The organism is Arthrobacter celericrescens (assembly GCF_003614925.1).
Classification (GTDB): Bacteria; Actinomycetota; Actinomycetes; order Actinomycetales; family Micrococcaceae; genus Arthrobacter; species Arthrobacter celericrescens.
The window spans coordinates 1-20,854 of the sequence record NZ_QYLP01000070.1; the positions used below are offsets into that span (position 1 = coordinate 1).

Sequence of the window (20,854 nt, forward strand, 5' to 3'; positions counted from 1 at the left end):
CGGATCGTCCACGATGTCCTGAGACATCAAGAGTGTCCACTATGTCCTGAGACAGAAATGTCCACTATGTCCTGAGACTCCACACGCCGAAATTTCAGCGGGCAAACAACGTTTGGGCGGGTCATTTGGCGTGGTCAGGAACTGAGGCCGTACGCGCCGGCACATGCCCCACCAACGCCAGGGTCGTCCCGAGCGGCGAGAACCCCATCCTCTGGAAAAAGCCGAGCTGCTCCGGTGCCGTCGCAACGACCCCGAGGCAGGTTCCCGCGGAAAACCTGCCCATCAAAACACGGTTGACGAATCCTTCCAGCTCCTGCGGGGTCACGGAGGAATCGGCGGCAAGGCCCGAAACATAGCGGAATCCGGTAGGCGAGTCCTTCCACGGCTTCAGGGCGCGCATCGCGGCCAACTCACTGAACTGAAGCGGGACGAAAATGATCAGCAGAAGAGCCAGCACCCCAAGCACCGCCAGCAGGATCAAGCCGCCATACGCCGGGAAATGCTCCATCATCAAGGTGAAGCCAAACACCAGCACAGCCGCGCTGATCAGGCTCAGGACCGTTGCCAGCAGGAGGCCCCGAACCAACTGCTTGGTGCTTTCTTCCTTTGACTGCACACCGATCACCATCCGTCGGGAAGCATCGGTCCACAGGTAGGCCGGTCCCACGGCAAGGGCCGGCAACAGCAAAACGAAAAGGACGCGTCGAAGCACGGGGCGGCCTGTAATTCCCGGGTAAGCCCCTGCTAGCAGCCAGGAAACCCGCGGGATATCCCGGAACGCGGCTTTCTGCACTCCCACGTCAACCATCCCCATGCTGCCTTTCCCCGTTCTCTCCTGAACTGTACAGCTCCTCCAGCAGCCCGATCAGTTTCCTGCCCACGGCCGGCAGCCCGCCCTTCACCCACGCGGCGTGGACCGGCACCGGCGGGGCGTCCCGCACGGGCCTGTAAACGAGGCCGCGGCGCCGGTATTGGTGCGCGGTGGCCTCGGCCGTGACCCCGCGGGCCCTGCCGCTGCTGATGAGCGTCAGCCAGTCGTCCACGCTGTGGATCTCGAACGTCTTCGCCGGCCGGGATTCCGCCGGCCAGAGCTCCAGCGTGGTGCTCCCGGTCCGCACGTCCACCGCCAACGGCTTGTCCGCGATCTGGGCCAGGCCCACGCTTCGGCGGCCGGCGAGCGGATCGTCGGCAGCCATCGCGCAGTAGCGCTTTTCCGCACCGATCCGGCGCAGCTCCAGCTGGCGGACCGCAAGGCCGGCCGCAGGCACCCTCCGGAGGATCGCGACGTCGCACGCCCCCTCAAGCAGCCCCGCCGTCGGACTGTTGTCCATGACCAGCTCAAGCTCGGTGTCCGGGCACTCCGCGGCCCAGCGGCGCTGCAACTCCGACGTATGGCGGCCCAAGGCCGACCAGGTATAGCCGAGCCGCAGCCGCCCGCCGCCCTCGACGGCCCTTTCCAGCCCGACGACGGCGGCCAGCACCCGCCGCGCATGCGCCACGGCCCGCTCCCCCGCCTCCGTCAGGGAGACGCTGCGCGTGGTGCGGTGGATAAGCCGGACGCCGAGGTGCTCCTCCAGGACCGCGAGGTTCCGGGACACTGCTGTCTGCGAGATCCCCAGGCTGATTCCGGCGTCCGTGAAGGTGCCTTCGTCCACCACCGCCACGAAGCACCGCAGCTGCCGGAATTCGATGTCCATGAGGCGATTCTATTCATGCGAAACACGCATGAATACGCCGGCCCGTGCATTGTGACGATGCGGCCCGCAGGGGCGACACTTTCGGCATGGAAAACACGGCAAGCAACGGCGGGAAGAACGGGACGGCCCGCGGCGTGGCCACGCTGATGGCCAGTTCGCTGTCGAACCAGCTGGGTGCGGCCAGCGGGTCCCTGGCATTCCCGGCGATCGGCCCGCTCGGCGTGGTGGCCGTGCGGCAACTGATCGCCGCCGCCGTGCTCCTGCCCATCGCCCGGCCCCGGTTCAGGAGCTTCACCCGCGGGCAATTGTGGCCGGTGCTGCTCCTGGCGGTGGTGTTCGGCACCATGAACCTGGGCCTGTACTCGGCCATCGACCGGATCGGCCTGGGCCTGGCCGTGACCCTGGAGTTCCTGGGCCCGCTGTCCATCGCCCTTCTCGGCGCCCGCAGCAAGGCCGGCGCCGCGTGCGCGCTGGCCGCGGCTGCGGGGGTCTTGGCCATCACGCAGCCAGGACCGTCCACGGACTACCTCGGCATCGGCCTGGGCCTGATGGGCGCCGCGAGCTGGGCCGCCTACATCCTGCTGAACCGCACGATCGGCCAGCGCATCCCCGGCATCCAAGGCACCGCAGCGGCCATGACGGTCTCCGCGGCGTGCTTCCTGCCCGTTGCGGCACTCATCCTGCTGAGTCGGCCGGTGGACTGGTTCGTGATCCTCTGCGCGGTGGGCGCCGGCGTGCTGGCCTCCGTGGTGCCGTACATCGCCGACCTGCTGGCCCTGCGCCGGGTACCGGCCAGCCTGTTCGGGATCCTGATGAGTGTCAATCCGGTGTTCGCGGCCCTGATCGGGCTGGCGATGGGGCAGGCCCTGGATGCCCTGCAGTGGGCGGGGATCCTGCTGATCGTGGCCGCCAACGCGGCGGTGCTGCGGCTCAGCCGCTAACAGCGGTTTAACGCACGACGGCGACACTCCGCCCGGTGCGGAATGTCGCCGTCGTACGTCATTCGAGGAAGGCCCGCTTACGCGGCAGCCTCCACGTGCGGCACGAAGCGCACGAACATCGCTTTGAAGCCGGGCGTGTTGGACACGCGGGCGACGTTCTCCTTGTGTACCAGCGCGTTGGCTTCCGGGAAGTACGCCGCGGCGCAGCCCTCGGCAGTCGGGTAGGCCACCAGCCGGAACTTGTCGGCGCGGCGTTCCGAACCGGCGAAGACGCTGATCACGTCCACCAGGTCCCGGTCCTGGAAGCCCTGCGCGGCCAGGTCCTTCGGGTGGATCAGGATGACGCGGCGGCCGTCGGAAATGCCGCGGTACCGGTCGTCAAGGCCGTAGAACGTGGTGTTGTACTGGTCGTGGCTGCGGAGGGTCTGGAGCACCAGGTGCCCGGCCGGCGGCGTCAGGAACTCCAGCGGGCTGACCGTAAAGCGGCCGCGGCCGATGTCCGTGGCGAAGGAACGGGTGTCGCGCGGCGGGTTGGGCAGTACGAAGCCGCTCTTGTTCCGCACGCGGGTGTTGAAGTCCTCGAAGCCCGGAAGGACGCGGGAGATGTGGTCCCGGACGACGTCGTAATCCTCGGCCATCGCCCGCCAGTCCACTGCGTGGTCCGGGCCGAAGGTGGCCTCGGCCATGCGGGCGATGATCACCGGCTCGGCCAGCAGGTGCTCCGAAACCGGCTGAAGGCGGCCCTGCGTGGAGTGCACCACCGACATGGAGTTCTCCACGGACAGGAACTGGATGCCCTTGGCGTGCTTGTCGTCCCGGTCCGTGCGACCCAGGGTGGGCAGGATCAGGGACGTCTGCCCGTGCACGATGTGCGAACGGTTGGGCTTGGTGGAGACGTGGACCGTGAGGCCCGCCCGCTGCATGCCGGCTTCCAGCCCCTCGGTGTCCGAGCCCGCCGCAGCGAAGTTGCCGCCCATGCAAACGAACACGTCTACGTCGCCGTTTTCCAGGGCGTGCTGGGTTTCCACGGCGTCATGGCCGTGCTCCCGCGGAGAGGTGATGCCGAACTCGCGGTCCAGGGCCGCCAGAAGCGGCTCGGTGGGCTTTTCCCACACACCCATGGTGCGGTCGCCCTGCACGTTCGAGTGGCCGCGCACCGGGCAGGCGCCGGCGCCGGGCTTGCCGAAGTTGCCCTGCAGCAGCAGGACGTTGACCATCTCCTTGATGGTGTCCACCGAGTGCGGCTGCTGCGTGACGCCAAGCGCCCAGCAGAAGATGGTGGCCTTGGACTTCAGCAGCATGCCGGCCACGGTCTCGATCTGCTCGCGGGACAGGCCCGTGGCCTCTTCCGTGAGCTCCCAGTCGAGCGTGGAACGGGCCTCCGCGTAGGCTTCGAAGCCGTCCGTCTGGGACTCGACGAACGCCCGGTCAACCACGGTGCCCGGGTTGCGCTTCTCCTCTTCCAAGAGCAGATGGCCCAGGGCCTGGAAGAGGGCGAGGTCGCCGCCCACCTTGATCTGCAGGAACTCATCGGCAATTGGAGTGCCCTTGCCCACCACGCCCGCGAAAGTCTGCGGATCCTTGAAGTTGAACAGGCCGGCCTCGGGCAGCGGGTTCACGGCCACCACCTTGCCGCCGTTCTCCTTGCATTCCTGCAAGGCGCCCAGCATGCGCGGGTGGTTGGTGCCCGGGTTCTGGCCGACCACGAAGATCAGCTCGGCCTCGTGGATGTCCTCCAGGGAGACCGTACCCTTGCCGATCCCGATGGTCGGGTTCAGCGCGGAGCCGGACGATTCGTGGCACATGTTGGAGCAGTCCGGCAGGTTGTTCGTTCCGATGGACCGGGCGAACAGCTGGTACATGAACGCCGTCTCGTTCGCCGTCCGGCCGGAGGTGTAGAAGACGCAACGGTCCGGCGTCGTGCCGCTGATGCGCTCCCCGATGAGGGCAAAGGCATCCGACCAGGAGATCGGCGAATAGTGCGTCTCTCCCGGGCGGATCACCACCGGTTCGCTGAGCCTGCCCTGGTTGCCCAGCCAGTACTCGGTCTTCTGCGACAGCTCGGCGATGGAGTGCTTCGCCCAGAATTCGGCGCCCACGGTCCGCAGCGTGTTCTCTTCCGCCACGGCCTTGGCACCGTTTTCGCAAAACTCGGCTGCCTTGCGCTTCCCATCAGTTTCCGGCCATGCACAGCCCGGGCAGTCGAAGCCGCCCTTCTGGTTCAGGCGCAGCAGGGACTGCACGGAGCGCTGCACGCCGGCCTGCGCCACGGCGCGCTCGAGCGCGACCATGACGGCCTTGACCCCGGCCGCTTCCTTCTTGGGCTTGTGGACCTCAAGCTGTGCTTCGTCGATGTCCGCGACGGGCGCAGGCTGCTTGGTGAATTTCATGCGGGGTGTGCCTCACTGTGGAACTACGGTGTACTACGGGGCTGAGTTACTTGGCCAGCTGCGAGAGGGTCTCCCGCTCGGCCGCAATGGTGGTGTTATCACCGTGTCCGGTCCGTACCACGGTCTCCGCCGGCAGCGTCAGGAGGCGCTTGCGGATCGAAGCGAGGATCGTGGGGTAGTCGCTGAACGACCGCCCGGTGGCGCCGGGTCCGCCATTGAACAGGGTATCCCCCGTGAAGACGGTTCCTTCGCTCTCCAGGTAGAAGCAGGTGGAGCCCGGGGAGTGGCCGGGAGTGTGGATCGCCTTCAGCGTGGCCCCGCCCACGGTGAATTCTTCGCCGTCGGAAAGGAATTCGTCCGGCCGGGCGTCCGGGTAGACCTGCTTCCACAGGACCATGTCTTCCGGGTGCAGGTGGATGGGAGCGCCGACGGCGGCAGCCACCTCGCGCGCGGCGCCGATGTGGTCGTTGTGCGCATGGGTCATCAGGATGGCCAGCACCTTGCGGCCGCGGACCTGCTCGACGATCGCGGCGGCGTCGTGCGGAGAGTCGATGATCACGCACTCCTCGTCATTGCCGACGATCCAGACGTTGTTGTCCACGTCCCAGGTGCCGCCGTCGAGCGAAAACGTGCCGGAGGTGACCCGGTTCTCTACGGTGATGCCCATCAGAGTTCCACCACCGAACGCAGGACCTCGCCGCGGTGCATCTTCTCGAACGCGGCTTCAACGTCGCCCAGCCCGATGCGCTCGGTCACGAAGGCGTCCAACGGCAGGCGGCCGAGCCGGTACTGGTCCACCAGCATCGGGAAGTCGCGGGACGGCAGGCAGTCACCGTACCAGGACGACTTCAGCGAACCGCCCCGGCCGAAGACGTCCAGCAGCGGAAGCTCAAGCTTCATGTCCGGCGTCGGGACACCCACCAGGACCACGCGGCCGGCAAGGTCGCGTGCATAGAAGGCCTGCTTGTACGTCTCCGGGCGGCCCACGGCGTCAATCACGACGTCGGCGCCGAATCCGCCGGTGAGGTCGCGGATCGCCTCGACAGCGTCCGTCTCGCTGGAGACCACGCCGTGCGTGGCGCCGAGGGTCTTGGCGATTTCGACCTTGGCGGGGTCGAGGTCGACGGCGATGATCGTCGTCGCGCCCGCCAGCTTGGCTCCGGCGATGGCGGCAATGCCGACGCCGCCGCAGCCGATGACGGCGACCGACTCGCCGCGCTTGACCTCACCCGTATTCATGGCGGCACCGATACCGGCCATGATGCCGCAGCCGAGCAGGCCGACGGCGGCGGGGTCGACGTCGTCGTCGATCTTGGTGCACTGCCCTGCGGCCACAAGTGTCTTCTCCGCGAAGGATCCGATGCCCAGCGCCGGGGACAGCGGGGTGCCGTCCTCAAGGGTCATCTTCTGGGTGGCATTGTGGGTGGCGAAACAGTACTGCGGCTGGCCCTTGGCGCAAGCGCGGCAGTTTCCGCAGACGGCGCGCCAGTTGAGGATGACGCGGTCACCGGGCTTGATGTCAGTGACGTCGGGGCCCACCTGGCTCACCACGGCGGTGGATTCGTGGCCAAGCAGGTAAGGGTAGTCATTGCCAATGCCGCCGAGCTTGTAGTGCAGGTCGGTGTGGCAGACCCCGCAGCTCAGGACGTCAACCAAGGCCTCGCCCGGGCCAGGCTCCGGGACCAGGATGGTCTCGATGGTGGCAGGGGCGTTCTTTTCCTTGACAACGACCGCTTGTACCTTGTGAACCACGTTTCCTTGTTTCCTTCCATTGACCGGATGCAAATTTCCGCCTCACCCATGTTATGAGCCGAAGCGCCCGAAACCCGACTACCCAAAGGGATAGCCGGGATACTCGAAGGGGTGGCCCCACAAGCTTCGTCTAATTGCGTATTACACAACACGATGCGTATGGTGCGTATTTGAATATGGCAGGCGTCACACCCGGGTGTCAATCCCGGATTTCTCCGTGACCACCGCTTCCGTAGGGAGGCCGGAGGACGGGTGGGCGGAAACCGCGGCAGCGTGCTCGGCGAGCACCCCGGTCTGGTGCCGGATCTTCAGGCGGTAGAGCAGAATACCGGCAACAGCCACCGCTCCGACGAAGAAGACGCCGCCCCACTGCAGGTACCACTCAAACGGCGGCACGGAGTTGTAGATCTCCTGGCGGGGCCAGATGAGGTTGAGCGTCATCGCTGCGCCCCACAGCACGGCGAGCAGGTTCACTACGAAGCCCCATTTGCCGAGGCTGAAGCCCACTTCGCTGCCGTCATCGGGAAGCGGCCACTTCTTGAGGAAGCGGCGGCGCAGCATCGGCACCGTGACCAGCAGGTAGGACAGGTAGATCAGCACGATGCTGATGCTGGAGAGGATGGTGAAGATGGCCGGCTGCGCCACGTTGACGATCAGCGGGATGATGGCCATAACGCCGATCACGATCGCGGCAACGGTGGGGGTCTTCCGGACCGGGTCCACCTTGCTGAGTTGGCGGCTGAACGGAAGGTTGTTGTCCCGGGCCATGGCGAACATCATCCGGATGGCGGCGGCGTGTACGGCCAGGGTGCAGACCACCACGGCCACCACGATGCAGGCCAGGAAAGCCTTGCCGAAAGGACCGCCCAGCACGGACAGCACGATGTACTGCAGGCCGCCGTCGGCTGCGCCAAGCTTGGGATCGTTGAGGTCCGGTGCCGCCAGGATGCCGCCGAAGAGCATCAGGCCGCCCAGGAGGAAGGACGCGGTGACGGCCCGGATGATCGCCTTCGGTGCGGTCTTCTTGGGGTCCTTGGTCTCCTCGCCCAGCGAGGAGGCGGTGTCGAAGCCGTACATGACGTAGCCGGAGGCCATGGCGGCGATCAGGAAGACGCCGAAGAAGCCCATGGGGTGCTCCTGGCCGAAGCCGGACGTGTCGAAGAGGACCTCGGGTCCGTTCACGACATGCCAGAACAAGGCGACGATGAGCAGCGCGGCCGCGATCAGCTCAACGAACACGCCGATGCTGTTGATCTTGGTCATGAGCTTCACGCCGAAGGCGTTGATCAGGGTGGAGATGGTGATCATGATCGTGGCCAGCAGCACACCGTTGGCCGCGAAGTCGTACGGGCCGGTGCCGTCGCCGATGAGCTGGAATCCGCTCCAGAGCTGCGGCAGGGTGATCTGCAGGGCCAGGGCCACCGAGCCCAGGGCCACTATCGATGAAATCAGCAGGAGCCAGCCCGAAAGCCAGGCCCAGGTGCCCGTGCTGAGCCGCTTGGCCCAGTTGTAGACGGAACCGGCCACGGGGTAGCGCCCGGCCAGTTCAGCGAAGCAGAGTGCCACCATCAACTGGCCGACAAAAACGATGGGCCAGGACCAGGCGTAGGCCGGTCCGGCGGTGGAGAAGCCAAAGTAGAACAGTTGGAAAACGCCGGTCAGGATGGAGATGTAGCTGACGCCGGCGGCGAAACTTGCGAACTTTCCGATGCTGCGGTCCAGGGTTTGGGCGTAGCCAAACTCGTCCATGCCGCTTGTGTCAGTGGTCTTGCGTAATTCTGACATCTGAGCTCCTAAATCGAATGGCACGATGTTTCCCGCCGAGCCTGGAGGCCGGCGGGACCGACCGGGCGTGCTTCACTGCACGCCCGGCCCGTGTCCCCCTTTGAATGGTGCTTGCCTGCGTTGACCGGCCTAGCCTTGGGCGGACGGGTCTTCGGCGGGCTGGCCGAACCAGCCGCTGGGAGCGGGCTGGATGTTCTGCCAGATGTGTTTCGCCTCGCGGTATTCGTTGAGGCCAGCGCTGCCAAGTTCACGGCCAATGCCGGACTTGCCGAATCCGCCCCACTCCGCCTGCGGGACGTACGGGTGGTAGTCATTGATCCACACTGTTCCGTGCCTGAGCTCGCCGGCAACGCGCTGCGCCTTCGAGGCGTCCGAAGTCCAGACCGCACCCGCCAGGCCGTACTCCGTGTCGTTGGCTATGGCAACGGCCTCGGCTTCGGTCCGGAAGGTTTCCACGGTCAGCACCGGCCCGAATGACTCCTCCCGCAGCACGCTCATACCCGAGCGGCAGTTGCCGAGCACGGTGGGCGGGTAGAAGAAACCGTCAGCGAGCAAGCCGTCGTCGGGGATGTAGCCACCGCACAAAAGCTCGGCGCCCTCCGCGATGCCTGCCTGAACGTAGGCGTGGACCTGTTCGCGGTGCTTTGCCGAAATGAGCGGGCCCGTTTCCGCATCGGAGTCAAAGGGGCCACCCATCCGGATCTTTTTCGCCCGCTCCACCACCTCGCCAACGAAGCGCTCCGCAATGGTCTCCTCGACGACGAGCCGGGCTCCGGCCGAGCAGACCTGGCCGGAGTGCAGGAAGACTGCGGTCAGGGCATTGTCGACGGCGGCGTCCCAGTCCGCGTCCGCGAAGACGACGTTCGGGTTCTTTCCGCCAAGCTCGAAGGCAACGCGCTTCACGGTATCCGCGGCGGCCGCCATGATGGTCTGTCCCGTGGCCAGGCTTCCGGTCATGGAGACGAGATCCACCCGCGGGTCCGAGCTCAGCACCGGCCCCACCCTGGAACCCTTTCCAGTGACCAGGTTCGCGACACCGGCCGGAACCCCGGCCTCAGCCAGCGTTTCCATGAGCAGGATCGAGGTCGACGGCGTCAGCTCGCTGGGCTTGAGCACGAAGGAGTTTCCCGCGACGAGTGCCGGTGCCACCTTCCAGGCCGCCTGGAGGAGCGGATAGTTCCACGGTGCGATGAGGGTGCACACCCCGAGCGGCTCATAGACAACGCGGCTGATGGCGTTCGGCCGCCCGGTGTCGATCACGCGCCCCGCATCGAGGCCCGCCACCTTGCCGTAGTAGCGGAAGCACGCGGCGATGTCGTCGATGTCGTATTCGGCCTCGACCAGGCGCTTGCCGGTGTCGAGCGACTCGGCCCGGGCATAGACCGCTTTGTCCCGTTCGAGGAGCTCCGCGACCCGCAGCATGACTGCTCCGCGCTCGAGGTCCGTCAAGCGGCGCCACGCACCGCCGTCGAACGCTGTCCTGGCGCTGGAGATCGCCCGCTCCGCATCCTCGACGGTGGACGAAGCGACAACAGCCACCTCGCGTCCGTCCGCCGGACAGCGCACAACTGTTGTCCCGCCGTCGGAGGCCGCCTGCCAACTGCCGTCGATGAAGATGCCGCGGACGGTCTTCACTGCGTTCATTTCTTGCAGGGTTTCAGTCACGCTCATTGTCTAGCCCCTTACTGCCTGGCTTGCGGACTTGTCGCGCTCGAGCGGAGAGATTCCGTGGCGGTAGAACTCTGTGTGCTGCGCGGCCAGCGGAGCCTTGCCGAGGATGAGGTCGGAGGCACGCTCGGCCAGCATCATCACCGGGGCGTAGATGTTGCCGTTGGTGACGTACGGCATCGCGGAGGCGTCCACGACGCGCAGGCCCTTGGTGCCGTGCACGGACATGTCCAGCGGGTCGACCACGGCCATGGGATCGGACGCCGGCCCCATCTTCGCGGTGCAGGACGGGTGCAGCGCGGTTTCGGCGTCGGCGGCAACCCAATCCAGGATTTCCTTGTCCGTCTGGACGCTCCGGCCGGGAGAGATCTCGCCGCCATTGAACGGTGCCATGGCGGACTGGCCCAGGATGTCGCGGGAGATGCGCACGGCTTCGACCCATTCGCGGCGGTCCTGGTCGGTGGAGAGGTAGTTGAACACCATGGACGGGTGGACCGTGGGATCCGTGGACTTGATCTTCAGGCTGCCGCGGGCGTCCGAGTACATCGGGCCGATGTGCACCTGGTAGCCGTGCTTGGCGTCGGCCTTCTGGCCGTCGTAGCGGACGGCCACCGGGAGGAAGTGGAACATCAGGTTCGGGTAGGACACGTCCTCGTTCGAGCGGACGAAGCCGCCGCCTTCGAAGTGGTTGGTGGCCGCCGGGCCCTTGCGCCCGAAGAGCCACTGCATGCCAATCCACGGCATGCGCCACACATCGAGGGCCGGCTGCATGGACACCGGCTGGGTGCAGGCGTGCTGGATGTACACCTCGAGGTGGTCCTGAAGGTTCTCGCCGACGCCGGGCAGGTTGACCACCGGGTTTATGCCGAGGGACTTCAGGTGCTTGGACTCACCCACACCGGAGAGCTGCAGCAGCTGCGGGGTGTTGATGGCGCCACCGGACAGGATGACCTCGCCCGCGTTGACGGTGTGGAGCTTGCCGTTGCGGCGGTAAGTGACGCCGGTGGCCACATTGCCCTTGAAGTTGACCTTGGTGACGAAGGCCCGGGTGAGGACGTCCAGGTTCCGCCGGCCAGTGTTGGGGCGCAGGTAGGCGCGGGAGGCCGAGAGTCGCTGGCCCTTGTGGACGTTCCGGTCGAAGGGCGCAAAACCCTCCTGGCGGTAGCCGTTGACATCGTCCGTGAGCGGGAAGCCGGCCTGCTGGGCCGCCTGGAAGAAGGACTGGAAGAGCGGGTTGGTGGCGGGTCCGCGTTCCAGGACCAGCGGGCCGGAGTGGCCGCGGAACTCGTCGTCCGGATCGGCGGCGAGGGTGTTCTCCATGCGGCGGAAGTACGGAAGGCAGTGGGCGAAGTCCCAGGACTCCATGCCGGCGTCGGCGCCCCAGCGCTCGTAGTCCATGGGGTTGCCGCGCTGGAAGATCATGCCGTTGATGGAGCTGGAGCCGCCCAGCACCTTGCCGCGGGCGTGGGCCACGCGGCGGCCGCCCATGTGCGGCTCCGGGTCCGATTCGTAGCGCCAGTCGTAGAGCGGGTTGCCGCTGGGGAAGGTCAGGGCCGCCGGCATCTGGATGAAAAGATCCCAGGGGTAGTCGCTGCGGCCCGCTTCAAGGACCAGGACGCTGCGCGTGCCGCCCTCGCTCAAGCGGTTGGCCAGCACGGAGCCGGCACTTCCCCCACCTACGATGACGTAGTCGTAGCTCGTTTCTGTCATGCTGCAAATCTCCTTAGGCCTCGACGCGGATGCGGTCTGGTGCCGACACCAAAGACCATGGCGCGACGCGTGGGCGCCATTGACCCATACGGCCAATCTCCGCGGGGACCTCGCCGGTGTGGCGCAGGTCATACATCGAGGCTAGCCGAGCTTGAACATATGTTCAAGACCTCGACTGGACATTTGTTCAAGAGTGAGCGCACTCTCGGATTTGTGAGGCCGCTGGCCGCATCAGCGGGCCGGTTTGGGCACGCCGAAGCCCGCGGGTCACAAACCGTCGGGGGGCGGAGCCTTGTTTTCGCTAGTCGGCGAAGGCGATCTGCTCGGTGCGGGCGATGCTCCGCCGGATTGCCGCCTTGTCGATGCCCAGGAGGGACGTCAGCCACATCCCGTTCTGCACGACGACGATGTCATCCGCCCGCTCCTTGCATGCTTCGCGGGAAAGCTCTGGCTTGGCGTTGCCGATCAGCGTTGCGAGTCCGTCCAGGTACTGGTCAAACGCTTCCGCGTTGATCACGGCAAAGTCTTCATCGGCTTGCGCGAGCGCCCAAAGGTGGAGGCGCAGCGACAAATAGGGCGTGGTCAGGATTTCCGGTCCCGCGACCCGCCTCAGGGCCTCACGGAGCTGTTCGTCCGGGTGTGCCTCCGGGTCGGGGGTCACGAGCCTCATGTCGCTCTCGCCGATCCGGTTCAGGACCGCACGGATCAGGCTTGGCTTGTCCGCGTAGTAGTAGTTGACGAGACCGAGCGCGACGCCGGCTTCGCGGGCCACCGCCCGCATATTGACACCCGAAATGCCATGGCGCGACAGCAGCTCCAGCACCGCATCCAAGATGCGGGACTGCCTGTCGACTTGCTCCCCCGGGTTCACTGTCCTTGTATCCACCCCGCCAGACTATGGCGAAAGCGGGGGCCTCGCATCCTGCGCCGGCGACGCGCCGGGCCGATGCGGACACCCTTCGAGCGGGACGCCGGCTAGGCAGGCCCCTTCTAGCTGCACAAGAAACCGACCCCGCAGCCCGGTTGCCCCGGATTCCGCTTTCCAAGTTGCGCAATACACAACTCGATTGACATAACGCGCCCCCACGAAAAATATGACGGCTGCCGAAACCTGGCCACAAAGGCCGCATCCAAACATCCGTCCGGACGGTACATAAACGATTTCGCCTACTCCCGCGCGGCAAGCGCGCTCCCCGCCTCTTCCCGGGGCGCGCATCGGGCGCGCCGGCGACGCCCATCACCCCACGCAAAACTGCGCCCCGGATGCAAGTCATGAAAGGACTGCGGGAACAAAATGCTTGACAACGCACTGTGACGTCCGTCACGGTGTTGCGTATCACGGTGAAAGTTGCATATTAAACAACCGCGATCGTTGCGAACTTCCCCATGCTTTTTCCCCACGCGATGCCCCCAGGCAGAGCCCCCAGCAGGAGTACAGGAATGAACAGTTCCGCTATATCGGTGCGCAATCTTTGGAAAGTCTTCGGATCCGGCGGCGCGAAGATCCCCTTGGACCCGGAGTTGTCCGCCTTGCCTTCCTCGAACTTGCTGGAACGCACCGGATGCGTGGCCGCGGTCAGGAACATGAGTTTCGACGTCGCAAAGGGCGAAGTGTTCGTCATCATGGGCCTCTCCGGGTCCGGCAAATCCACGCTCATCCGCTGTCTGACCCGCCTGATCGAACCCACCTCGGGCAGCGTGAGCATCGGAGGCCAGGACATCCTCCAGGCCCGGCCCGCCGAACTGAGGGATTTGCGCCGGCAGAAGATGTCCATGGTGTTCCAGCATTTCGGACTCCTGCCGCACCGTACCGTGCTGGACAACGTTGCCTACGGCCTTCAGATCCGGGGCGCCGCCAAGAACGAACGCTATGCCCGTTCACGGGAAGTCATCGAGCTTGTAGGACTCAAGGGCTACGAAAGCCACTTTCCCGAACAACTGTCCGGCGGCATGCAGCAGCGCGTGGGACTTGCCCGGGCACTGGCCGGAGACCCGGACGCAATCCTGTTCGATGAACCGTTCTCTGCGTTGGACCCCCTGATCCGCCGTGACATGCAGGCTGAAGTGATCCGCCTGCACAAGGACATGGGCAAGACCATGGTGTTCGTGACGCACGATCTTTCGGAAGCGCTCAAACTGGGCGACCGGATCCTGATCATGCGGCACGGTGAAGCGGTCCAGTGCGGCACGGGCGACGAACTGGTCGGATCCCCGGCCAACGACTACATCGCCGATTTCGTCTCCGAGGTCCCTCGTTCGGATGTCCTCACCCTGAAATGGATCGCCGAACCCGTAGCCTCCAGCACTCCCGGCGACGCCCCGGTGCTGAGCTCCGCCACCATCATCCGCGACGCCATCCACACGGTGATGCACTCGTCCAGCCCTGTGCTGGTCGAGGACTCAGGGACCATCACGGGCCAGATCGATCGCGACAGCATCCTCTCGGTGCTGCGGAGCACGAGAGCAGCGGCATGAGCGCAACCCTTATCGAACTGGAAAAAACAAGCGGCACGGAGCCCGCTCCGGCCAAGCTCCCCCGCCGGCGCCTAAGCCGCAGGGCCCTGCTTCTCCTCAGCGCCGCCGTCGTCTGGATTGCAGGATTCGTCTTCCTGCACGGGACCGGGACGTTGGCACTGCCGACGTCCGAACTAACCGATCTGCACCGCTCCCTGAACCACTTCAATTCCTGGGTGGCGTCAAACCGCGACGACAACCCCGTGTTCCTCTACCTGCTTTCGCCGCTGCGCTCCGCTGTCGACGCGGTGGCCGCTGTCTTCACCACCGTGTTTGCCGCAAGTTCCATCGGCTTGGGGCTGCCGGAAATCGGCTGGCTCGGAACCGTCGCGCTTCTCGGCTGGATCGCATTCGCCGTCGGGAACGCCCGCGTGGCGCTGCTGACCGTCGCCGTCTTCACGTTCTTCGGCCTGCAGGGCCTTTTCGTCGAAGCGGCCCACACCTTCGCCCTCGTGGTGACCGCCGTGCTCCTGTCGTTGCTCGTCGGCCTGCCGATGGGCGTCCTTGCCGGGGTCAGCGGGCGCGTTGAGAAGATCATCACGCCCGTCCTGGACTTCATGCAGATCCTCCCGACCTTCGTCTACCTGGCGCCCCTGGCCTTGGTTTTCCTGATCGGCCCGGCGTCCGCCGTCATCGCGACCGTAATCTACGCGGCGCCCCCGATCATCCGCCTGACCGCCCACGGCATCAGGGGCATCCCGGAGAACACCCGTGAAGCATCCGACTCGCTGGGCACTACTTCCCTACAGCGCTTGTTCACGCTCCAAATCCCCATGGCCAAGCGGACCATCGTGATGGGCATCAACCAAGGCACCATGGCCGCATTGTCCATGGTCACTATCGCAGCCCTGATCGCGGCGCCCGGTCTGGGGCAGGTGGTGGTCCGCGCATTGCAGTCCCTGGATGTGGGAACCGCGGTGAACGCCGGCCTGTCGATCGTGCTGATGGCGATCATGCTCGACCGTGTAACCACCGCGGCCAGCGAAAGGGCACTGCCCGCAACCCAGCGACGCCGGAGCCGCGTCTCCCGGCGGACGCGCATGATCGTGGTCGGGGCCACCTTCGCCCTTGTCCTGATGCTCGTCCAGCTCTCCAGGACCATGCTGTGGGCGGCCCGTTTCCCCCAGGAAGTCAACCTCGGCCCCGCCATCACCGGCGGGGTGGACAACGCCAGCGAATGGCTGCAAACGCACTTGTTCCTGCTGACCGGGGCCTTCCGCGAGGCAGTGACCCTCGCTTTCCTCAATCCGTTCCAGACGGCGGTCACGGAAACCCCGTTCTTCATCATGTTTGCTGCCCTGGCCCTCGTGGCGTACGCGTTCGGCGGCTGGAAGCTGACGGCCCTGGTGCTCGCCTGCCTCACGATGATCATCTACCTCGGCCTCTGGGGCGACGCCATGGTGACCCTGGCCAGTACGCTCGTGGCCACGGTCATCGTCATGGTCCTGGGCATCGTGTTCGGCGTGGCGATGGGCCGCTCCAGCAGGTTCGACAAGCTCATGCGACCAGTGCTGGACGCCGGGCAGACCCTTCCCGCGTTCGTGTACCTCGTGCCTTTCCTGGGACTCTTCGGTGCCACCCGCTTCACGGCGATCATCGCCGGTGTCATCTACGCGGCACCAGCCGCCATCAAGATCATGGCGGACGGAATCTCAGGCGTCTCGCCCACGGTGGTCGAGGCCGCCGTCGCGAGCGGTTCGACTCCCTGGCAGGTCATCACGAAAGTCCAGCTCCCCATGGCACGGAAGTCCCTCGGCCTGGCTGCCAACCAGGGCCTGATCTACGTGCTGGCCATGGTCGTGGTCGGTGCCTTGGTGGGCGCCGGCGGCCTCGGCTACGACGTCGTGGCGGGCTTCGTCCAAAGCTCCCTCTTCGGGAAGGGCCTGGCCGCCGGCCTGGCCATCGTCTTCCTGGGCATCCTGCTTGACCGCATCACGCAGGCTGCCGCCTTTACCGCACCATCCCGTTCCCTCTCCACCGCACAACCAACTACCACCAAGGAGGCTTGACCATGAGAAAAACCAGTGTCCTGAAACGGCTTGTCCCGGCTCTGGCCGGGGCAGCAGCCACAGCACTTCTCCTGTCCGCTTGCGGAGGCTCGACCGTCAACCAGGCCGCCGCGGCCGACGGCTCCAAGACAGCGTGCGGCACCGTCAACGTGGCGATGAACGCCTGGGTCGGCTACACGGCGAATGCCGCTGTGTATTCTTACGTGGCCAAGGAAAAGCTCGGCTGCAACGTCGTCCAGAAAGACCTCAACGAACAGATCGCATGGCAGGGCTTCAGCTCCGGCGAAGTCGACATCATCATCGAAAACTGGGGCCATGACGACCTGGTGAAGCAGTACATCACCGAGCAGGCCGTCGCCGTGGATGCCGGCCCCACCGGAAATAAAGGACGCATCGGCTGGTACGTGCCGCCATGGCTGGCAAAGGCCCACCCGGACATCCTGGACAGCAAGAACCTGAACAAGTACGCGTCCCTGCTGAAGACCTCCGAGTCGGGCGGCAAGGGCCAGCTCCTGGACGGCGATCCGGCATTCGTGACCAATGACGAAGCGCTGGTCAAGAACCTCGGCCTGGACTTCAAGGTGGTCTATTCCGGTTCGGAAGCCGCACTGATCCAGTCGTTCCGTGCCGCGGAGAAGAACAAGACCCCGCTGCTGGGCTACTTCTACGAACCCCAGTGGTTCCTGGCCGAGGTTCCGCTGGTGAAGGTCAACCTGCCGAAGTGGACGGCCGGCTGCGACGCGGAGCCGGAGAAGGTGGCCTGCGACTACCCGGACTACACGCTGAACAAGATCATCTCCAAGAAGTTCTCGGACAGTGGCTCACCGGCCGCCAAGCTGGTCAAGGCGTTCACGTGGACCAACGCGGACCAGGACTCCGTGGCCACGGACATCCAGAAGGGGATGGCGCCGGAAGCCGCCGCCAAGAAGTGGGTGGATGCCCACCCGCAGCAGGTGGACGCGTGGCTTAAGTAACCCTCGCAACCCACGACGCCGGGCACCGAATTGGTGCCCGGCGTTTTTGCGTTACCGGCCCGGCGTCGTGCGTTACCGGCCCGCGACGTGCGTATACCGGCCCGTCAGCCGCGGGCGCCGTCGCGCAGCCGGGCGTTTCCCCGCACGAGCTTCACCGCAAAGGCGAGCGCTCCCAACCGGCCCGTCCCGCGGGGATCGCCGCCGAGGACGTCAAAGATCCGGGCGAGCCGCTTGTGGAGGCTCTGCCGCTCGAGGAAAAGGACCCGCGCGGCTTCCGCCGTGTTGCAGCCTTCGGTGATCCACACATCCAGCGTGCGAACCAGTTCGCCGCCGCGGCGGCGCTCCAGTTCCATCAGCGGCCCCAGCGTCTCCTCGATGAAAAGTTCCACGGCCTGCCGCGGCAGCTCCCGCTCCGCAAAGCGCTCGACGACGAAGTCGGCGCTGTCGTAGACGGCGTGCTCCCACTTCGAGGCCCGCCCGAGCCGCAGCGTGGTCCGGGCCTCGGCGAGCGAGCGGGATGCCCCGCGGATAGACGGCTCCGTGGGACCGACCGCGCCAAGGCCGCCCTTGCCCGAGAGCGACTCCCGCAACGCGCGGATGAGCTCCTGCCGCGCGGCCACGCTCCCCCCGCGCTCGAACGGGACAAGCGCCACCAAGGCGTCGCCGTCGGCGTGGAGCCGGATCTGGGCGCCCAGGGCGCGGAGGGTCCGCTCGGCGTCGGGAGCGGGACGCCCCGAGTCCCGGGAGCGGAAAAGCGCGACGGCGACCGGAACGTCCGGCGGCAGCCCCGCCGCCTCGGCCAACTCCAGGAGCTGGTCACCGCCGCCCCCGGCGACGATCATCCGCAGCAGTGCGTCATCCGCCATCCGGGCGAGGCTGGGACGGTGGCGCTGCGAGAGGGCGAGCGCCACGATGCCGCGGATCCGCTGGGCCACGGTCTCCAGGCGGTCCGGGTCCTCCGAAGCGGAGGAGATCTCGAGGCGTGCGATGTCGATGCCGCCCACGTTCAGTTCGACGCTAAAGGCAGGGCCGTGCTCCCCCGCCGGTTCGGCACCGGCCGATTCGATCACTACGCCGCGCGGATCGACGACGGCGACCCAGGCATCCAGCGCCCGTGCCGTCAGTTCGAGGATCGGCAGGAGCGGGGCACCGCCCGCGGCCACCCGTTCGGCGAGTTGCTGCGAAAGGGCGTCGGCAATCTGGAGGGCTTCGACCTGCCGGGAGACGATGCGCCGGTTCACCCATTCGGCGACCTCGACGAACGGCACCACGTTCCGCAGCCCCACCAGCGGCAGCCCGGCCTCGTCGGCGGCCGCCAGGACCTCCATGGGGATGTCGCGTCCGCCTGCCGTTTCGAACGCGACGCAGGCGACCCCGCGCTCGGACAGGCTCCTGATGTACTCCAGCTGCGCGCCTTCGCGGAGGGCCAGGAAGTTCTGGCCGCCCACCAGCAGGAACTCGCCGCCCCTGAGCAACGGCGCGATCTGCACCACCTCGCTCGAGTGCACCCAGCGCACTGTTCGGTGGGCGATCGCCCCCTGGCCGGCAAGCACCACCGGGTGCCCCGGCAGCAGTGCCCCGCTGTCCAGGACTTCCTGCAACGGAACGGCCACGCAACGCCTCTCTTCCTCAGACTCATGGTGTAACGCGCATCTCAGACAGGTGACGTTCTGTAACCCGCGGCTGCCATCAATGGCGACAGGGTGAGTCTACTGGATGCGGATCGGCCGCCATACAGTTGAAGGGAGCCGGCTACTCGCTCGAAAAGCAAACCAAGAGAAAGTAGTCCCCCATGAGTCTTCGCACTCAGAGCCACTCTGAAAACGCCACGCACGCCGTCGAGGATGTGCTGCAGCCCGTTCCGGAGTCGGCCCGCACCACCAAACTCTCCGGGCAGTTCTGGATCTGGGCCGGGGCCAACGTCGCCCCCATCAACTGGATCCTGGGCGCCCTTGGCATCAACATGGGCCTCGGCCTCGCCGACACCATGACGGTGCTCGTCCTCGGCAACGTTATCGGCATGCTCGGCTTCGGCTTCTTCGTCCTCCTGGGACAGAGGACCGGGGCAACGGGAATGATCCTCGCCCGGGGCGCCTTCGGCCGCCGCGGCGCCTACGTCCCGGCCGCCATCCAGGCGATCATCGCGGTGGGCTGGTCCGCCGTGAACACCTGGGTCATCCTCGACCTGGTCATGGCCCTGTTCGGCATGATCGGCTGGGTGGATCCGGCCCAGGAGAACCTGGCCTGGAAGGTCGGGGTCGCCGCCGTCATCATGGGCGTGCAGGTGGCCATCTGCTACCGCGGCTACGGCGCGATCGCCAAGTTCGAGCGCATCACCATGCCGCCCACGCTCCTCGTGCTCGTGGCGATGTCCATCATCGCCTGGACCCAGCTGCCCATCGACTGGAGCTACGCCGGCCCGGCCGGCGAGGTCCTCAGCGGCGGCGAGCGGATCGCGGCGATGTCCGGCATCATGACCGCGATCGGCATCGGCTGGGGCATCGGCTGGTTCACGTACGCGCCGGACTACTCACGCTTCGTCTCGAGGGGCATCGCGCCCCGCAAGCTCTACTTCACCTCGGTCCTCGGCCAATTCCTCCCGGTCGTCTGGCTGGGCCTGCTCGGTGCGAGCCTGGCGACCATGAACGGCACCGCCGATCCCGGCGAGCTGATCGTCAAGAGCTTCGGCGCAATGGCCATCCCGGTCATCCTGCTGGTCATCCACGGACCGATCGCCACCAACATCATCAACCTGTACACCTTCGGCGTGGCCACCCAGGCCCTCGACATCAGGATCTCGCGCAGGAAGATCTCGATCGTGGTCGGCGTCTTCTCGATGTGCGCCGTGATCCTCTTCCTCTTCGCCGAGGACTTCGCGACGCTCCTGGACAGCTGGGTCATCGCGATCGCGGCCTGGGTCGCCACGTGGGGCGGCATCATGGCAGTCCACTACTTCATCTTCGAACGCCGGCACAAGAAATTCGGCTACCTGTTCGCCGGCCCCCGGGACACCAAGCTCAAGGCCGTCAACCCGCGTGCGCTCATCGCCTTCGCCTCAGGCCTCGTAATGACCTGGCTGTTCATGTACGGCGCCCTGCCGGTCTTCCAAGGACCCATCGCCACGGCCATGGGCGGCGTGGACCTGTCCTGGCTGGCCGGCTCGCTCACCTCGGGACTGCTGTACTTCGCCCTCAGCTACCCGCGGTTCCGTGACCGGATCCACCCGGAGGTGCCGCTCGGAACCAAAGACGGCGTCAGCGACCAGGAGTACCTCGACGCGCACGGTGACGTAACGCAAGCGGCCGAACCGCCGTCGTCGTCCGTCCAGGCAGTGCCCCCCGCGCCCGACACCAGCCACATCCCGGCCCCGTAATCCCTTCCCGGATCCCGGCGGCGGCGGGTCCACGACCCGCC

Annotated in this window: 16 protein-coding genes; 5 read left to right on the top strand and 11 right to left on the bottom strand. The window is 66.3% G+C overall.

Annotated elements, in window-relative coordinates; genetic code table 11:
- Nucleotides 1-121 precede the first annotated feature (121 nt).
- Entirely contained in the window at nt 122-814 is a 693-nt protein-coding gene (locus tag D3654_RS12545) for a hypothetical protein (protein WP_120521830.1), read from the bottom strand.
- Complete coding sequence (locus D3654_RS12550) at nt 801-1,697, bottom strand: LysR family transcriptional regulator (protein WP_120521831.1); 897 nt, start codon at nt 1,695-1,697, stop codon at nt 801-803. Before D3654_RS12550 ends, D3654_RS12545 begins: the two co-directional genes overlap by 14 nt.
- Nucleotides 1,698-1,783: 86 nt before the next feature.
- Between D3654_RS12550 and D3654_RS12555 the strand changes: the two genes are divergently transcribed.
- Entirely contained in the window at nt 1,784-2,638 is an 855-nt protein-coding gene (locus D3654_RS12555; protein ID WP_120521842.1) for an EamA family transporter, read from the top strand.
- A 77-nt stretch (nt 2,639-2,715) separates the two neighbouring features.
- Here D3654_RS12555 and D3654_RS12560 read toward each other — a convergent pair whose 3' ends face one another.
- The 8 genes from D3654_RS12560 to D3654_RS20800 form a co-directional block, all read right to left on the bottom strand.
- Nucleotides 2,716-5,028: an FdhF/YdeP family oxidoreductase gene (locus tag D3654_RS12560; protein WP_120521832.1), complete on the bottom strand. Its 2,313-nt coding sequence runs from the start codon at nt 5,026-5,028 to the stop codon at nt 2,716-2,718.
- 46 nt (nt 5,029-5,074) lie between these two features.
- On the bottom strand, nt 5,075-5,695 hold the full coding sequence (locus D3654_RS12565) for an MBL fold metallo-hydrolase (protein WP_120521833.1): 621 nt from the start codon (nt 5,693-5,695) through the stop codon (nt 5,075-5,077).
- Entirely contained in the window at nt 5,695-6,780 is a 1,086-nt protein-coding gene (locus D3654_RS12570) for an S-(hydroxymethyl)mycothiol dehydrogenase (RefSeq protein WP_120521834.1), read from the bottom strand. The genes D3654_RS12565 and D3654_RS12570 overlap by 1 nt, the downstream gene beginning before the upstream one ends.
- A gap of 186 nt (nt 6,781-6,966) precedes the next feature.
- Nucleotides 6,967-8,565 carry an APC family permease gene (locus D3654_RS12575; RefSeq protein WP_120521835.1) on the bottom strand — a complete coding sequence of 533 codons (1,599 nt, stop codon included), beginning with the start codon at nt 8,563-8,565 and terminating at the stop codon, nt 6,967-6,969.
- 129 nt (nt 8,566-8,694) lie between these two features.
- Nucleotides 8,695-10,209 carry an aldehyde dehydrogenase family protein gene (locus tag D3654_RS12580; protein WP_120521843.1) on the bottom strand — a complete coding sequence of 505 codons (1,515 nt, stop codon included), beginning with the start codon at nt 10,207-10,209 and terminating at the stop codon, nt 8,695-8,697.
- A 30-nt stretch (nt 10,210-10,239) separates the two neighbouring features.
- Entirely contained in the window at nt 10,240-11,943 is a 1,704-nt protein-coding gene (gene betA / locus D3654_RS12585; RefSeq protein ID WP_120521836.1) for a choline dehydrogenase, read from the bottom strand.
- Between the two features lie 301 nt (nt 11,944-12,244).
- Entirely contained in the window at nt 12,245-12,829 is a 585-nt protein-coding gene (locus tag D3654_RS12590) for a TetR/AcrR family transcriptional regulator (RefSeq protein WP_120521837.1), read from the bottom strand.
- Nucleotides 12,830-13,298: 469 nt separating this feature from the next.
- On the bottom strand, nt 13,299-13,529 hold the full coding sequence (locus tag D3654_RS20800) for a hypothetical protein (RefSeq protein ID WP_245413209.1): 231 nt from the start codon (nt 13,527-13,529) through the stop codon (nt 13,299-13,301).
- On the opposite strand from D3654_RS20800, the gene D3654_RS12595 reads away from it, so the two are divergent.
- Genes D3654_RS12595 through D3654_RS12605 form a run of 3 tightly spaced genes read left to right on the top strand, consistent with a single transcriptional unit; the run spans nt 13,528 to nt 17,440 of the window.
- Nucleotides 13,528-14,418, top strand: a complete 891-nt coding sequence (locus D3654_RS12595) for a quaternary amine ABC transporter ATP-binding protein (RefSeq protein ID WP_245413210.1) — start codon at nt 13,528-13,530, stop codon at nt 14,416-14,418. The genes D3654_RS20800 and D3654_RS12595 overlap by 2 nt on opposite strands.
- Nucleotides 14,415-16,466, top strand: a complete 2,052-nt coding sequence (locus D3654_RS12600) for an ABC transporter permease (protein WP_120521838.1) — start codon at nt 14,415-14,417, stop codon at nt 16,464-16,466. The genes D3654_RS12595 and D3654_RS12600 overlap by 4 nt, the downstream gene beginning before the upstream one ends.
- 2 nt (nt 16,467-16,468) lie before the next feature.
- Nucleotides 16,469-17,440: an ABC transporter substrate-binding protein gene (locus D3654_RS12605; protein WP_120521839.1), complete on the top strand. Its 972-nt coding sequence runs from the start codon at nt 16,469-16,471 to the stop codon at nt 17,438-17,440.
- A 104-nt stretch (nt 17,441-17,544) separates the two neighbouring features.
- On the opposite strand, the gene D3654_RS12610 is transcribed toward D3654_RS12605, so the two are convergent.
- Nucleotides 17,545-19,053 carry a PucR family transcriptional regulator gene (locus D3654_RS12610; RefSeq protein WP_120521840.1) on the bottom strand — a complete coding sequence of 503 codons (1,509 nt, stop codon included), beginning with the start codon at nt 19,051-19,053 and terminating at the stop codon, nt 17,545-17,547.
- A 179-nt stretch (nt 19,054-19,232) separates the two neighbouring features.
- Between D3654_RS12610 and D3654_RS12615 the strand changes: the two genes are divergently transcribed.
- Nucleotides 19,233-20,813 carry a purine-cytosine permease family protein gene (locus D3654_RS12615; protein ID WP_120521841.1) on the top strand — a complete coding sequence of 527 codons (1,581 nt, stop codon included), beginning with the start codon at nt 19,233-19,235 and terminating at the stop codon, nt 20,811-20,813.
- The last annotated feature ends 41 nt before the right edge of the window (nt 20,814-20,854 follow it).